Below are 16,032 nucleotides of genomic sequence, written 5' to 3' on the forward strand. Positions count from 1 at the left end.
CATGATTGCATTTGATAAGCGTTTTCATTTAGAATTAGCGCAATTCGATTGGAGACTAATATATGTACGTTTGTCTTTGCCATGCGATCACTGATACGCAAATTAAAAACGCAGTAAGCCAGGGCGATAGCTCGCTTGCTGACGTAAAAAAGCGCTTAGGTGTTGCCGATCAATGTGGTAAATGCGCCAGAATGGCGGTGCAGATCATTCAAAATCAACTAGAGCTTGAGCCTAATTATTACGAAGTCGCATAGAGTTCATCGCGAATAGCATGGTAAAGGGTAATTCACTCACGAACAAACTTCCGACAAGTTAAAACCACGCTGACTCAAGCAAACTTAATCCAGCTCAAGCAAACTCAATCCAAAAAAGTCCCGCGACAACAAAGCCTTCTATCCGTCACTTCGTCTTAAATAATCTTGCCAGTTTAGACTTTAGATATGATGTTTTAATGACAAGCCCCACTGAACTCCAAGCTCGAAAGCCGCGAATAATTCAATGGGGTTACAGATCCAACCTCCGAGTCAAGCCTACTTACGTTTCAACAAATAGGCCGCTTCATTAAGCCAAGGCACGGCTTTCTTAATAAAACGTGGATTGTCGGCCAACACATCTTGCGACGCTAATACTTCAATATCAAAATCCTCACTCAGATGCTGCTCTACCCAAGTAGGGGATACCGCAAAAGGTGGGCCGATAAGGGATTCTTGCGGATAATCTAAAGTCACTAATAAACCGACACTGCCGCTAGGTAATAAGCTCGCTAACTGCTTGGCATATTGTGCACGCATACTTTCTGGCCATGCGATCAAAGCCGCGCGATCGTAAAATGCCGTCACCGCTTGGGTGATAGTCTTAGGTAGGGTGAAAATATCACCCTGATACAAGCTGATCTGTTCGGTTTGATAATGCTGGTGTTCACCCACGGCCGTTTGCGTCATCTCGAGTTGGTTATCGCTAAAAAATTGCTGTACTGCCAATTCATTCAACTCACAACCTATGACCTGATGCCCCTGTTCTGCGAGGAAACACATGTCTAGCGACTTACCACATAAGGGCACAAAAACCTTGGTGTCTGCGGGTAATGCAAGCTGCTGCCAATACTTAACGAGGAAAGGATTGATGTCTTGCTGATGAAAACCTATCTGTTGCTGCTGCCACTTTTCATGCCAAAAACCGGGTTCCATGGTTTTATCTCTATTCGCTAATGTTGTCCTTACTCTAATGACATTTTAAAGTGGATGCAAAGCCTCCTGCCATTCGGCAAACTCAGCAATGTAAAGACTCACTTACTGATCTAACGTAGCTTGCACTTTACGCAGCCAAACACAGTTATCGCATTGGCATTGACGGCGTGATAAATGATGTGGGCTTAAAGATGAGTCGATAAAGTCCACGGCGATCAACAACTGCTGTTTTAACTCGGCTATCGATTTTTCGTTCACGGCCACCAGCTCGTCATTCTGGTTCATCCAGATACATTCCATGCCCTGATGACAAGTTAAACATTGCTCGTCTCTATCATTAAAAAATACCGCATGCGGGCAATGGGTCACTTCCATTGACTGTAAAATACGCTTACGCGGATATTCCAAAAGTTCGATCAACAAGGCTTTATATTGGGTGGGCATACGCCCTCCTTAGCTGCACTTTGTCTGTGGGTTAATTAACAAAAATTGATTCCATCTAATGCTCCAAAGATTACCTATAGTCGCGAGGATTTAATTTGATGTAAGTCAAAGTCAGTGACGAAATGATCGTATAGGTAAGCCGCGCCTGACGCTGATCATCAATGCCATTCAAAATACTAAAATAAAGCCACCCGCTATTTGATTATCTCCCCCGCTTACTGGTTAAATGAACAAAACAAGGAGCACAATTTGCAAACACCGCAGCTGCAGCATTTTTATATTTCTGAAGAGCAATCCATTTACTTGCTCAAAGCCAATGATGCCCGTAAACACAAGGCGTGGATCCGCCTCTGTAAACAACAGCTGAGCAAATTAGGTTATACCGATATCGAATTGGTCGGCAAAGGCGCCTACGGTTTCGTGTTTGCGGGTATCAATCAAGCTGGCGATGCCCATGTGTTTAAGTTTTCACGGATTAATCTGCCACAACACATTCAAGATCGGCTCGAAGAAGAAGCCTTTATGCTCTCCTTACTCAAGCACCCTAATGTGCCGGGGGCGATCAAATTTGAGCGAGTAGGTAAGCAGGGAATACTCGTGATGGAACGGGCAAAAGGGGAAGATCTCGACCAACTTTGCCGCCGCATGGGCGCCTTACCTACCGCTATGGTCATGAGCATCGCCCGCCAACTCGCCGATATCTTGTATTACCTGCGCACGGGCAAGCCTTTAGTGCACGGCGATATCAAACCTTCTAATCTGGTTTACGATATTGAACAACAACACTTATCGTTAATCGATTGGGGCTCAGCGGTATTTGCGCAGCGGGATGAACATAACAAACCCGTCGAAGACAATGTGATGGCGTTAATGTCTAGCGATCAACAACATACCAACGCCCGCATGGGTGATGTGTACTTTATCGGCGAAGAGCAACTCAATGGAGCACTCTCCAGCCCGCGCTTTGACGAGCAAGGAGTTGCCGCGACTCTGTATGCCCTCGCCTCTGGGCAAGCAAGCCGCTTCGGTGCACAGGTGATCTCGCCCACCAGCATTGGCTTACCGATAGAATTAGCCCGTACCTTAGAAGGCATGCTCAGCACTGATCCGCAGCAGCGCAACATTGCCGGCGATTACTTTTTAAAAAGTATGCGCCACAGCCACAGACTACATTTACCTGAACTGCCCAAAGCTGATTTACAGGGGGAAATTCCTGTATGGGTACAATCCCGCGACAAAGATGTTGAAACCGTCAGCTACAGTTCGCGTAAATCCTTTTTAAAGGAGCACAACGCCCAAGATCCCATCGCTAAGATGGATGATATTCAGCTCGAAAAATATTATCGTAACTTCCTCGCTGGCATGGGCGATACCGAAAAAGGCTTTATCGCCGCAGTGGGTCGTTTAGCGCAATATCCGATCGTGGGTGGTCTGGCTATTCATTGGCAGGAAACCGGCGTGTTTATCGACTCCAATCTTGCGATTTACGATGCAAAACAAAAAAGTGCGTTAATCATTGCAGTCAACAATATGGTGGATCTCGCGCGGGGAATTAAACGTATAGGGGTATTTAAAGCCTGTTTCTTTAACGCCAAAGACACACTGCATATCGAACGAGCTGACACCAGCGAGCCTTTTGTCGCCAGTGCCGCACTGCAGTTGCCCTTCGAAGTCGGTGACGTACCCACCTTAGAAGATAAGTCGCGGTTACATTCTTATTTTGAAGACGGTAAAGATCCCGATGAGAACCTCGAATTGCCGGTGGAGATCATGGAGGAATTAGCCCGCATCAACCAAATTCACCACACAGGCTGCATCATTTTTGAGGCGCTGCCGAATCACTTAAAAATTCACAGTTACTTGAAGCTGCTCAATCCGCGTAAGCAAGCGGCGTTTCGCGCAAGTCTCGATCGCATCTTGCATCATGTCGGAAAAATCCAAGGTCACGGCGTATCGGGCTTTATGAAACTGCCCTACAAAAACACCCGCCGCTTTACTCATCTAGAGCGTAAAGCTGATCACTTTTATCCGAAAAATCCAAAAGAAATAGGCGCCTAATGGCACCTATGTTCATCGGGTTAAATCGGTGATCCCGGCGGTAAGGTTAACGGCTTAGGAATAAGCTTAACCTTAGCATCGGTCAAACCTGCAGCAAGACCCTGTTGCAACCAAGTATAGTGCGCCGCAAGACTCACATTCGCTCGATTCGACTTCGCTTTCAATTGCTTAATCACAAACTGAGCGCGATCGTTGATCGCTGCCCTCACTTCTGGTGAGGTTTGAGGATCGTGCAGCGTTGCCAGCACTTCATCAATCACCACAGCGTTCACTCGCATCCATACGCCTTCGACCAGCGCGAGCTTATCCTCTTGATACAAGGTCGCCGCAAATAACTTATCCAGTAATGTCGTCACCGATAACTGCTCACTATCTGCCATGGATGCTTGGCTGATACGATTCAAGCGTTTAGGCATCAATAACAAGCTAACAGTATGACGGCTAAACACTTCAGCCATACCGAGAGGATCGTTAATTGCACCTAGACCTGAGTCGAAGGATTCCCGCGTAGCATGATAATTCCCCGCCTTTGGCACTAAACTGTCGAGCAAGGATTGCGGCACAGTTAAACTCGCCGCATCGAGCGTGTTAAGTAGCGCGTCTAAGCCCGTTAACTGCAACTGCGGCGCAATATAGCTCCAGCGGCTGCCTTCACCGATAGATTGATAGTTATAGTCAGTGCCACCAATAAACTTCGCGACCGCATCGATTTGATAACGCGTCAGTAAATAAATTGGCGCAAAGGCATCGGCTAGCTCGCCCAATGGCTCATTGGGTAACAAGGCCGCACTGGAGAAATCCGCAATCGCCTTAGTGCGAATTTTATTTAACTTACCCAGCTGATCGATCGGATCGTCACCACTATCCCACAAACTGGCATAGGCCTGACTCCCATCCTTTTGGCGAGAATCGGCCTCACCAATATAGCGTAAGCCACGTTTCGCCACATCGGCCAGCAAGTCGACTTGCAGTGCTTGTTGGGTACGGGCATCACCTTGATCGCTATAACCATAGGCGATAGTAAAATCATCCCAAGGGCCAACACCTGTAGTGTAAGGTGCTGAAATATCAATATCATTGCCCTTTAGCTGGATTTTCGGATGGGGATAATCCATCACAGAGGAATCCTGATTAGTCGAAGCGGCAAAGTTATGATCTAACCCTAAGGTATGGCCGACTTCATGGGCGGCCAGTTGGCGAATACGCGCGAGCGACAAGGCTGTCGCCGCTTTCTCGGCCGCCACTCTATCCTGCCAGCCTGCGGTTAAGCCTTTAGCAATCAAGTAATCCTGACGCACACGCAAACTGCCGAGCGTGACTTGACCCTTGATGATTTCTCCGGTGCGAGGATCGGTCAGTGCGGCGCCATAGGACCAACCCCGCGTCGCCCTGTGCACCCATTGGATCATGTTGTAGCGAATATCCTGCGGATCGGCATCTACAGGCAATAACTCAACTTTAAAGCCGTTGATAAATCCGGCGCGAGTAAAAGCCGTCTCCCACCAGCGCGCGCCATCGAGCAACGCCGACCGTATCGGCTCTGGCACACCGGGATCAAGATAATAAGTAATAGGTTTAACGACTTCGCTTGGCGCTGGGCCTGGATGCACTTTCTGTAAACGGTGGCGCAGGATAAAACGCTGCACTAAAGGTTGGTTAAAGGGCGTGGCATAATCGCGATACTCATCGGACAAATAACCGCTCATAGGATGATAAGCCCGCGGCTGGTAATCCGCATCGGGAAGCTCAACAAAGGAATAACGCATCCGCACCGACATTAAGGTGCCATCGGGTGTTACCTGTGCGACCTGCGCGCCAGCAACATCGCCTTTGAACGTCAGTTGCACATCCACATCGGCGTTTTTCTCAAAGGATTTAATCCCTTTGGGTAAGATGACAGAACGGCTCAAATCGAGCTGATAATTGCCCTGCTCTGTTTGTTGCAATACGGAAGACACCCCGTGTAAATCATTGAGCACCAGATCGTTGATCGCTACCAAATCTGGCTTGCCCTCAATCACTTTGCCTTGCCATAACACAGAATCGGCAAAGGCTTCTTCAACCGCTCTTTGCTCGGCGGCATCAGAGGTATTCGCACGATATTGAGTATTAAGTTGCTTAAGTAAAACATAGGGACCTTGGCGCTCAAACTGCACCATACGGGTCTGACCCAGTTGGCCGCGATCGAGGCCAATGTCGTTTGAGCCTACGCCCTGTGGCAGGCTAGTAACTAAGATAAAAGGTTGATTTAAACGATTGACCTCAAGATATAACTCTCCCTCAGACTCCTCGTAATAGAGATTAAGAAACCCTTTCGCCTCTTGGCCCTGCTTAATGATCTTGGCGCTAGGCGCGGCTGCCGCGACCGTAACGGTGGGAAATCCTAACAGCGCTATAAATAAGGCTAAGGCTACACTTTGGGGTTTCATCTTTCCTCCTGATTCGGCTGGCTGCGTTATTTACCTTATTAAGTCATTTATGTCATAAGCATCTTTGATGACTGCTTATCTCAAGCGATTGATTTAAAGTAAATAATGCGAGGCCATCACTGGCCCCGAGCAAATAAATTAACGATTCTGATGCTGGTTCTTGTGTTTGATCCAGTGATTTAATGTTTCAAATAATTCGTTGAGCACTATGGGTTTAGTGATGTGGGCATTCATCCCCGCCGCTAAACTCTTTTCCCTGTCGCCCGACATTGCATGGGCTGTCATGGCAATGATAGGCAGTTCATCGGCACTAAAACGCTCACGCAATGCCCTTGCGGCCGTTAACCCGTCCATCACTGGCATTTGAATATCCATCAACACAGCATCAAACGGCCGCGAGTCGATAGTATCCAGCGCTACTTGACCGTTGTCGGCCAGCACCACTTCGTAGCCAGCGCTCTTAAGGAGTTCGGTGGCCACTTGCTGGTTGATAAAGTTATCCTCCACCAGCAGCACTAAACCTGTGTGCTCCCCTTCCTCAACTTGAACTTCAACCATAGGCTGAACCACATTCAATCTCGGTTCATCGGCAAAGGCGGCAATGATCTCATCGAACAGACTCGATGCCTTAAACGGTTTTTGCAGTACAGCAAACACATTGGCACTATCGACTTCATGCTGTAAGGGCTCTGCTGCATAGGCCGTCATCATGATAATCACTGGTCGTTTCGCTAAACGGCCTTCGGCGACCATAGTATCTATGGCGCTGACCACATCGCTACCGTCCATTTCTGGCATCATCCAGTCGAGCAATAACAGATCGATTGGTGCCCGCGACAGTTTGTAAAGCGCTTCGGCGCCGCTGGCGGCAGTATCGACGTCGAAGTGGAAATCTCGCATCAAGGTCGAATAAATTTGCAGTGCCGTCGGGTTATCGTCAACGACTAAGGTGCGTAGACTATTGAGTTTTTCCGGCACGACCAAAGGCTCAATCTTAGCGGCTTCGGCAATTTCAAAACTGATGGTGAAGCTAAAGGTACTACCGACCCCTAGCTCACTCTGCACTTGCATCTTGCCGCCCATCATAGACACCAGATGCTTACTGATCGACAAACCTAAGCCAGTGCCGCCGTATTTACGGGTGGTCGAACCGTCGGCTTGGGCGAAGGCATCAAACAACTTATCCTGTTGATCTTTACCTATGCCGATCCCCGTATCGCGCACCCAGAACTTCAAGGTAATCCGATGATCCCGCTCGCCGACATCTTCACAGCCGAGCTCAATCTCACCAGATTGGGTAAATTTCACCGCATTCGATAACAGGTTAATCAGCACTTGGCCTAAACGTAGCGGATCGCCCTTAAGAATGAGTCCCGCCGTCACTGGGGCATATAAGAGTAACTCGACGCCTTGTTCCTGTGCCTTGAGCGCATTAAGATCCAGAGCGTGATCGAGCACTTTATCCAGCGGGAATGGCACCCGCTCAAGCTCCAACTTACCCGCCTCAATTTTAGAGAAGTCGAGAATATCGTTGATGATCCTCAGCAGCGATTGTGCCGAGAAACCAGCTTTTTCGAGGTAATCTTTCTGCTGCGCAGTTAACGAGGTGCGCTGTGCCAACTGCAACATACCGATAATGGCGTTCATCGGCGTGCGGATCTCATGGCTCATGTTGGCCAAGAATTCACTCTTGTAGAGGTTAGCGAGTTCGGCGTCTTGCTTGGCTTCAAGCAACGCCACTTCGTTACTCTTATGGCGGGTAATATCCTTATGGGTACCCAGCATACGCTTAGGCTGACCTTCGGCGGTGAACTCCACCACACGACCACGGGATAACACCCAGTGATAGCCGCCATTTTTACCTAACATACGGAATTCAATTTCGAAAGCACCGACGGGATCAGCAAGATACTGAGCACGGTATTCCTCGACGCGAATACGATCGTCGGGGTGGGATAATTCATCAATCGTCGATACTAAAGCTGGGAATTCATTGGTTTTATAACCCAACATAGAATAATAGGCTGGGTTACAAATGATCTGTTCAGAGTCTAAATACCAGTCCCACAGGCCATCTTCCACCGCATCCATGGCTAAGTGATAACGCTCTTCGGACAGGCGTAATTGTTCGGCGGATTCGTATTCCCGCGTCACATCACGCCACACGGCAATCAATCCCTGCAGTTCGCCGCGGCGATTGTAGAAAGGCAGCTTAAGGGTATCGAGCAACACAGGTTTGCCCGCAAGCTCGACCTTTTCTTGGTAGCGCAGCGGCGTGCGATCTTTTAAGACTTGTTCGTCTTCGGCGCGGATACGTATGCCCATTTCAGGCGAGGTCAGATCCTCAGATGATAAACCTATCATCTCGCTCTCTGTGTAACCCAGCATGCGTTCAGCCGCCTTGTTACAACCTAAATAGTTGCCTTCTTTATCTTTAAAGACAATCGCTTCGGGAATCGAGTCAAGCAGGGATCGCAGTAGCGCATATTCGCGCTCACGCCGCTCTGTGGTGTCTTTTAAGCGTTCAGTACGCCGCGCCACTAGCTTATCGAGCCGCTTATTCTGCTCAGCCAGATGGTGGGTATATTGTTTGTTTTCCTCAAAAATTCGACTCACCAGCAAGAACCAAGGTTCCCAGCCGCGGGTGATTTTCTCCGGTGGCTTACGCGGCTCTTGGGAGCAGCCCTCAAGGTGCGACAGTAGTCGCGAGGCTGGACTCACAAAAGATCGACGCGTCTGCCAATGCACTATGGTCACCAACACCGACAGGGCGATAACCACTAAAATAAACGTCAGCTGCAGTTTTTCCCACGAGTCTTGAAATAGGTCGTCTTCATCCTGCAAATACAGTAAACGCCAAGGCGCGTTATGCAGTGCAACCGAGTGAATGTAATAGCCGTTACGGATGATGCCGTCGTGGGCATCAAACAATTCCGACTCAGGTAAAGAATGCAGCTCAGAGGGAATACGTTGGCTGATGTGATAGACCCGATTGATATCTGAGCTATCAAAATCGCTGTGGGATAAAATATTGTTCTGTTGGTCGAGCAAAATCACTGTGCCCGGCATCTTAAAGTAAACCCGAATTTGCCGCGCTAACGAGGCAAGCGTCATGTCTAAGTTGATTGAGCCAATGAACTCATCATCCAAATAAACGGGCACGCCTAAAGTGGTCAATAAGCCTTTGCCGGTGGAGTCAACATAGGCTTCACTCCAAAATACACTGCGCTGCGGGTTCATTGCTGGGGTGGCGTATTGAAACTGTTTCTTGTTGAGTAATTCGTCCCTAAAACGTTGATCGTCATTCGACCAAGGGAAGTAGGACATGATCCTACGCTTCGACAGGTAATAAATCGCCGAGGCTTTCGGGGCGGCTTCTTTGGCGACGGGGAATGACAATGAAAGCTCAAACAACATCTCAAGCTCTTGATAGAACTTGTCGTCGCGGCCGTCGAGGGAACCCGCACCAGTAATCCTACCCATGTTGGTAAAAGGCTCACCGCTCTGGGCGTAGCTAGGTTCTAAGGTAAAATACTGGCCGCTTTCGTTGAATTTACCGTATTGGGGTAAGCGTTCTTTACGCACGAGTTCGCCCAAACGTAAATGATCCACAGCAACGTTGCGTAAGCTTTTTACCGCTCTAATGCTCGACTCAAGTAGCAGATCGATTTGCAATACATGGCGCTGAACCTGCTCTTCACGCTGCTCCATCTGCTGTGCTTTTTGGCGGTCGAAAAACATCCATGCGGTCAACAAAGACATGACGATAACGCCGATGTACGTATAAAAAACGGCACGGTTGTAGTTCTTCTGGATCGGCGATTTTAGTTGGAGATCCGGCTCACTCGATTTCATCCACTACCCTTGATTGCAGCGCTTAATTTCAGCCTACGGCGGCAAAAACTATGAGCTCCATATAGTAGCAGGAAGGAACTGCCAATCACATAAAATAATTGTCAGATAAAGCCTACTCATACCACTGATAAGTCGATTAAAAATCTACTACTCCATAAAATTAAGGCCTCCATATCTGAGGCCTTAGTCATTACCCTAAATTAAACTGACCTGCTTTACAGATGCTCTTCAGCGTATTCCGCTAAGCGTGAACGCACCACGCCATTCAGATACACGTTGGCACTGCCTTCAAAGTCCTTAAAACGTTCGACAATATAGGTTAAACCAGAGGTAACAGCAGTTAAGTAGTTAGAGTCGATTTGCGCTAAGTTACCGCAACAAATCAGTTTTGTGCCTTCGCCCATACGGGTGATCATAGTTTTGATCTGCGAGGCCGTGAGGTTTTGGCATTCATCCAGTAGCACGATGGAATTTTGGATCGACCGCCCGCGCATAAAGTTTATCGACTTAAACTGAATGTTAGCCTTCTCCATGATGTAATTCATGCTGCCCGTGGGATTCACATCATTCTTATGCAGTACTTCGAGCGTATCAGTAATGGCGGCCAGCCACGGCATCATCTTCTCCTCTTCCGTGCCGGGCAAGAAGCCGATAGATTCGGCGATTTCAGGGGTGTTACGGGTGACAATCACTTTGTCGTAGCGATTACGCTCGACCACCAGTTCCAACGCCGCAGCCATGGCCAGCAAGGTTTTACCACAACCCGCAGGGCCGGTTAAGATCACCAGATCGATATCGGGATCGAGCAGCGCCTGCAGTGCCATGCCTTGATAGACGTTTTTAGGTTTAACACCCCATGCCTCGAGGTTTTTCACCCGCTCACGGCCTAAATCTAAAATATGTAAATGGGTGTCTGTGCGTTCGATAACACGACCGCAAAAATCAGACTCTGTGTCGATAAGATATTGGTTAATATAGAAATTATCATTTTCGAGGTCTTTGAGCGGTACTTCATGCACTGTATGTCTACCGTGGCGCTCGGTGGAGACCTTGTTCAAGTGCTCCCAAAAATTACCTTCAAACTGGTAAAAGCCTTTACTGAGGAAGCGGATATCATCGATCAACTGGTCAGTTCGATAATCCTCAACCAATTGAATACCCGCACCTTTGGCTTTAAGGCGCATATTGATATCTTTGGTGACTAAGACAACGGTACGGGGATGATGTAGGTTTTGTAGATGTAGCGCGGTATTGATAATGCGATTGTCGTTTCCATCTCCAGGCAGTGCGCCTAAGGTAAAATCGACAAGGTGATCAGGGAAAATTGAGAGCGAACCGACGGCATCGGCATGACCCTCTCGGCTGGGTAAAGGGACGCCATTGATAATCTGCTCAGGGGTAGTTTCACCGCCTAGGGTATCTTCCAATGCCCTGATAGCAACCCTAGCATCACGACTCACATCACTCTTTCGATCTTTAATCTGGTCCAACTCTTCTAGCACTGTCATCGGAATGACCACATCGTGCTCTTTAAACGAATAGATCGCCAAAGGTTCATGTAGTAACACATTGGTATCCAGTACAAACAACTTTCTGTCGTCTTGTTCCATGGCGCCTCCAGAGTGCTTCATTAAAGTTTAAACACACTTTTGAGTCTCAATAAAAGTTACACGGCTCCTATTACTGGCTAAGCATATGGCAAAGAATGATCATAAGGTTCAAGTTGATAGCACTTTACTCGCACTTAAACCTTAAGTTGATATTGGCACCAAACTCACAAGATAACAATACAGCAACCATTGTTTACCTTACAGACTCGAAGCAGTGTATAACCGCGGATGTGACATTAGCGTGACACTTTCATGTACTGCCACGACAATTTTGTCGCTTGTACAATTTGTAATCTAGCACTCTGGGAATTAGGCTCTAACGGGTGAGAGGGCGATTTAAATATCACGAGTATTGGTATAACATACGCGCCCTTTGTTAGAGTCCGCCTAGAAATGAGAATTTAAGATGCCGTTCGCCTTAGGTCAACGTTGGATAAGTGATACCGAGTCAGAGCTTGGTTTAGGAACTGTGGTTCAAGTAGAAGGCCGTATGGTCACTGTATTATTCCCTGCCACGGGTGAGAACCGCATGTTCTCCCGAGCAGAAGCCCCTCTGACACGCGTTATATACAATCCCGGCGATTCGGTTGAAAGCCATGAAGGCTGGAGCCTTGCGGTCAGTGAATTAACCGAGAAAGACGGGATAGTGATATATCACGGCATTCACAGTGAGACAGGCGAGCAAGCTACACTGCGTGAAACCCTGCTGAACCACAATATTCGTTTCAACAAACCCCAAGACCGTTTATTTGCTGGTCAAATCGATCGCCTCGACCGTTTTGGTGTGCGTTATCAATGCCAAATGTTGCGCCACAAACTGGCCTCATCGGATTTGCTGGGTCTGCAAGGTCCACGTGTTGGACTTATTCCGCATCAAATGTGGATTGCCCATGAAGTCGGCCGTCGCTATGCACCGCGTGTACTGTTAGCCGATGAAGTGGGTTTAGGTAAAACCATTGAAGCAGGTCTGATTATTCACCAACAACTGCTGACCGGCCGCGCCGAACGCATTCTGATTATCGTGCCTGATACTCTGCGCCATCAGTGGTTAGTGGAAATGCTGCGCCGCTTTAATCTGCGCTTTTCGGTATTCGATGAAGACCGTTGTGTAGAAGCCTATGCCGATCATGACAATCCTTTCTACACAGAACAGTTAGTGATTTGTTCACTCGAATTACTGCGTAAGAAAAAACGTCTTGATCAAGCCCTAGATGCCGATTGGGATCTGTTAGTCGTTGACGAAGCGCACCACTTAGAATGGACCGAAGAAGCGCCAAGCCGCGCCTATCAAGTGGTTGAAGCATTGAGTGAAGTCATCCCAGGTGTTTTGCTGTTAACCGCAACGCCGGATCAACTCGGCCATGAAAGTCACTTCGCCCGTTTGCGTCTGCTCGATCCGGATCGTTTCTACGATTACGATGCTTTCTTAGCTGAAGAAGACAGTTATAAAGACGTCGCCATTGCCGCCGAAGCCTTGGCTGGTAACGCTAAATTACCCGATGCCGCCATCAACAGCTTGACCGAATTACTGGGCGAGAAAGATATCAGCCCAAGTATTCGTTTAATCCAAGCCGACGATATTGATGCCGAAGTACAACAGGCCGCCCGCAGCGAATTACTGCAAGAATTACTTGACCGTCACGGTACTGGCCGCGTGTTATACCGAAACAGCCGCGCCTCGGTAAAAGGCTTTCCAAAGCGTTTCTTTAACGCTTATCCCCATGCCATGCCAGATCAATATCAAACTGCCGCACGCGTCAGCGGTATGATGGGCGGACACAAGTCATTAGAGGCGAAAGCGGCGCAAGCCCTGAGCCCTGAAAAACTGTATCAAGAATTTGAAGATAACAGCGCCAGTTGGTGGAAGTTCGATCCCCGTGTGGATTGGTTAATTGAGTTCTTAAAATCCCACCGCAGCAAAAAAGTGCTGATCATCGCCAGCCAAGCAGAAACCGCCCTGAGCTTAGAAGAAGCCCTGCGTACCCGCGAAGGGATTCAAGCAACGGTATTCCACGAAGGCATGTCGATTATCGAGCGCGATAAAGCCGGCGCTTACTTTGCCCAAGAGGAAGGCGGCGCACAGGCGCTGATCTGTTCTGAAATTGGCTCTGAAGGCCGTAACTTCCAGTTTGCCAGCCACTTAGTGCTGTTCGATCTGCCGCTAAACCCCGATCTATTGGAACAGCGAATCGGTCGTTTAGACCGTATCGGCCAGAAAAATGATATCCAAATTCACTTGCCATACCTTGAAGATACCGCCCAAGAACGTTTGATGCAGTGGTATCACCAAGGGCTAAATGCCTTTGAACTCACTTGCCCGAGTGGCCATGTGCTTTACAGTGAATTTGCCGAAGATCTGCTAAACGTGCTTGTGGGTGACGACAGCGACGAGCTGACAAACCTGCTCAATCACACCCAGAGCCGTTATAAAGAACTCAAGCACGCCATGGAGCAAGGCCGCGACAAGCTGCTGGAAATCAACTCACACGGCGGCGATAAGGCACAGGCAATCGTCAACCGCCTTGCCCAAAGTGACGGTGATACTCATTTAATCGGCTCAGTGATCCGTCTGTGGGATATTATCGGTGTTGATCAAGAAGATAAGGGTGAAAACTCGATTATTCTGCGCCCGAGTGAGCACATGATGTTCCCAACTTATCCTGGCTTGCCAGAAGATGGCGTAACAGTGACCTTTGATCGTGACACAGCGTTATCACGCGATGATATTGCGCTGATCACCCAAGAACATCCGCTGGTGCAAACAGGGCTCGATCTGATCACAGGTTCTGAAACTGGCACCACCAGCGTCGCAATTCTAAAGAATAAAGCCCTGCCAGCAGGCACCTTATTCTTAGAACTCATCTACATGGCCGATGCTTCAGCACCTAAGTCGAGCCAGCTGTACCGTTATTTACCGCCTACCCCCATTCGCGTGCTGCTGGATAAAAACGGTAACGATCTATCGGCTAAAGTGGATTACGCCAGTTTCGATAAGCAATTAAGCGCGGTGAATCGTCACATTGGCGGCAAGTTAGTCACGGCATCTCAGCCTATTTTGCATCCGCTATTTGCTAAGGGTGAAGAATATGCTCAAGTGGTTGTCGATGAAATGGTCGCCCAAGCCAGAGAGAAAATGACTCAGCAACTGAGTGCAGAGCTTGATCGTTTAGAGTCACTTAAGGCTGTGAACCCCAATATCCGTGAGGAAGAATTGGAATACCTGCGCAATCAGATGCAAGAGTTAAACACTTATCTAGATGCCAGCCAGTTACAACTCGATGCGATCCGTATGGTGCTCGTCAGCCACGTATAAACCCAAGCGGAACAGCAGGTTTCAATCAATTAGCCCAGCCTCAGCGTTGGGCTTTTTTATGCCCTGTGGCTTTCGATTCCAAGTAGCCTTTTATACTAAATGACAGGTGTAATTCTTTGGCGAGGAAAATTCACTTTTTGGTAATTGTTCAGGTTATACTCAAACACTAATGAATTTATGAGACTACACAGGTGGTTATCAATTCTATGCCGCGCATTCTTTCACTCCTCTTTTGCCTCATTCTCGGCATCACAACCATCGCTACCCACGCGGCAGACACTACAACAACTCCGCCAACATCTGCGCCAGCCGAAATCAGTGCCAAAAAGTCGAATAACAGCTATCTACCCACAAATGAAATTAAACAAATCACGATTGATAATCAGCCCTACGATTTGTTAGTGCGACCATGGGAAGGTAAAAAGAAACTTGGTGCGGCGATAATCCTGCCCGCCACCAATGGTACCGCAGACGCGCCTGGATTGATGGCGTTTGTACGCCGCAATATCAATCCTGCCGGTTGGGCCAGCTTAAGTTTAACTCCGCCAACTGAAATGCCCGCAGCTAACTTTGCTACCGCCGCTACTGAAGTGACCTCGCCTGGCGCCGCGCAATTAAGCTCACCGTCCAACAAACCAAGCCCTAAAATCAAGCCCGAAGATAACAGCAAGCACCAGCAAGAGCAGGAAGATTTTCTCGTCAAAAGCATGTCGCAGTTAGATGCCGTCGGTGCAGATTATGCAGGAAAACGTATTTTGATCACCGCCGACCAAAGTGCAGGATTATTGATTAGCCTATTAAGCCAGAAGAAGATTGCCGATCCCGATGTGCTGATTGTCATCAATCCCTATCGAGAAGACGAACAGCGTAATCAAGCACTCGCAGAACAACTGGCAAAACTCACGCTGCCCATTTTAGATATTCAATCGCCAGACGGTCACCCAGCCTCATTAGAAACAGCCGACAATCGCAAAAAACTCGCGGTGACCTTAGAAAGCCCTAACTATCGCCAAACTACCCTAGCGCTCAATTTAGATAACGAGAGCGCATGGCAGAATTGCTTAAATGCGATTAAAGGCTTTTCTGCCCGAATGAGCGGCGCGCAGTAAAAACGGCGATTCAAGCTAATTCAGACA

Annotated in this window: 9 protein-coding genes; 4 read left to right on the plus strand and 5 right to left on the minus strand. The window is 48.3% G+C overall.

Features of this window, described 5'->3' with window-relative positions; all coding sequences use genetic code 11:
- Positions 1-62: 62 nt before the first annotated feature.
- A complete protein-coding gene (locus HQQ92_RS18745) occupies positions 63-254 on the plus strand; it encodes a bacterioferritin-associated ferredoxin (RefSeq protein ID WP_076498521.1) in 192 nt (63 codons plus the stop codon).
- A gap of 276 nt (positions 255-530) precedes the next feature.
- Here the strand turns inward: HQQ92_RS18745 and HQQ92_RS18750 are convergent, their stop codons facing one another.
- Both HQQ92_RS18750 and HQQ92_RS18755 read right to left on the minus strand, forming a co-directional pair.
- Positions 531-1,187, minus strand: a complete 657-nt coding sequence (locus tag HQQ92_RS18750; protein ID WP_173247576.1) for a thiopurine S-methyltransferase — start codon at positions 1,185-1,187, stop codon at positions 531-533.
- A 102-nt stretch (positions 1,188-1,289) separates the two neighbouring features.
- Entirely contained in the window at positions 1,290-1,631 is a 342-nt protein-coding gene (locus HQQ92_RS18755) for a hypothetical protein (protein WP_105250285.1), read from the minus strand.
- Between the two features lie 249 nt (positions 1,632-1,880).
- On the opposite strand from HQQ92_RS18755, the gene HQQ92_RS18760 reads away from it, so the two are divergent.
- On the plus strand, positions 1,881-3,689 hold the full coding sequence (locus HQQ92_RS18760; RefSeq protein WP_173247579.1) for a protein kinase: 1,809 nt from the start codon (positions 1,881-1,883) through the stop codon (positions 3,687-3,689).
- Positions 3,690-3,709: 20 nt separating this feature from the next.
- Here the strand turns inward: HQQ92_RS18760 and HQQ92_RS18765 are convergent, their stop codons facing one another.
- From HQQ92_RS18765 to HQQ92_RS18775, 3 genes are all read right to left on the minus strand, one after another.
- Entirely contained in the window at positions 3,710-6,118 is a 2,409-nt protein-coding gene (locus HQQ92_RS18765) for a zinc-dependent metalloprotease (RefSeq protein ID WP_173247582.1), read from the minus strand.
- A gap of 138 nt (positions 6,119-6,256) precedes the next feature.
- Complete coding sequence (locus HQQ92_RS18770; protein ID WP_113939159.1) at positions 6,257-9,973, minus strand: response regulator; 3,717 nt, start codon at positions 9,971-9,973, stop codon at positions 6,257-6,259.
- Positions 9,974-10,188: 215 nt separating this feature from the next.
- Positions 10,189-11,583 carry a PhoH family protein gene (locus HQQ92_RS18775; RefSeq protein WP_105250289.1) on the minus strand — a complete coding sequence of 465 codons (1,395 nt, stop codon included), beginning with the start codon at positions 11,581-11,583 and terminating at the stop codon, positions 10,189-10,191.
- A gap of 406 nt (positions 11,584-11,989) precedes the next feature.
- On the opposite strand from HQQ92_RS18775, the gene rapA reads away from it, so the two are divergent.
- Both rapA and HQQ92_RS18785 read left to right on the plus strand, forming a co-directional pair.
- On the plus strand, positions 11,990-14,896 hold the full coding sequence (gene rapA / locus HQQ92_RS18780; RefSeq protein ID WP_173247585.1) for an RNA polymerase-associated protein RapA: 2,907 nt from the start codon (positions 11,990-11,992) through the stop codon (positions 14,894-14,896).
- Positions 14,897-15,102: 206 nt separating this feature from the next.
- Positions 15,103-16,005, plus strand: coding sequence for a DUF3530 family protein (locus HQQ92_RS18785; RefSeq protein WP_173247588.1), 903 nt, complete (start codon positions 15,103-15,105; stop codon positions 16,003-16,005).
- Positions 16,006-16,032: the final 27 nt, after the last annotated feature.

It is taken from the genome of Shewanella sp. DC2-4 (assembly GCF_013248875.1).
In the GTDB taxonomy this organism is placed as follows: domain Bacteria; phylum Pseudomonadota; class Gammaproteobacteria; order Enterobacterales; family Shewanellaceae; genus Shewanella; species Shewanella oncorhynchi.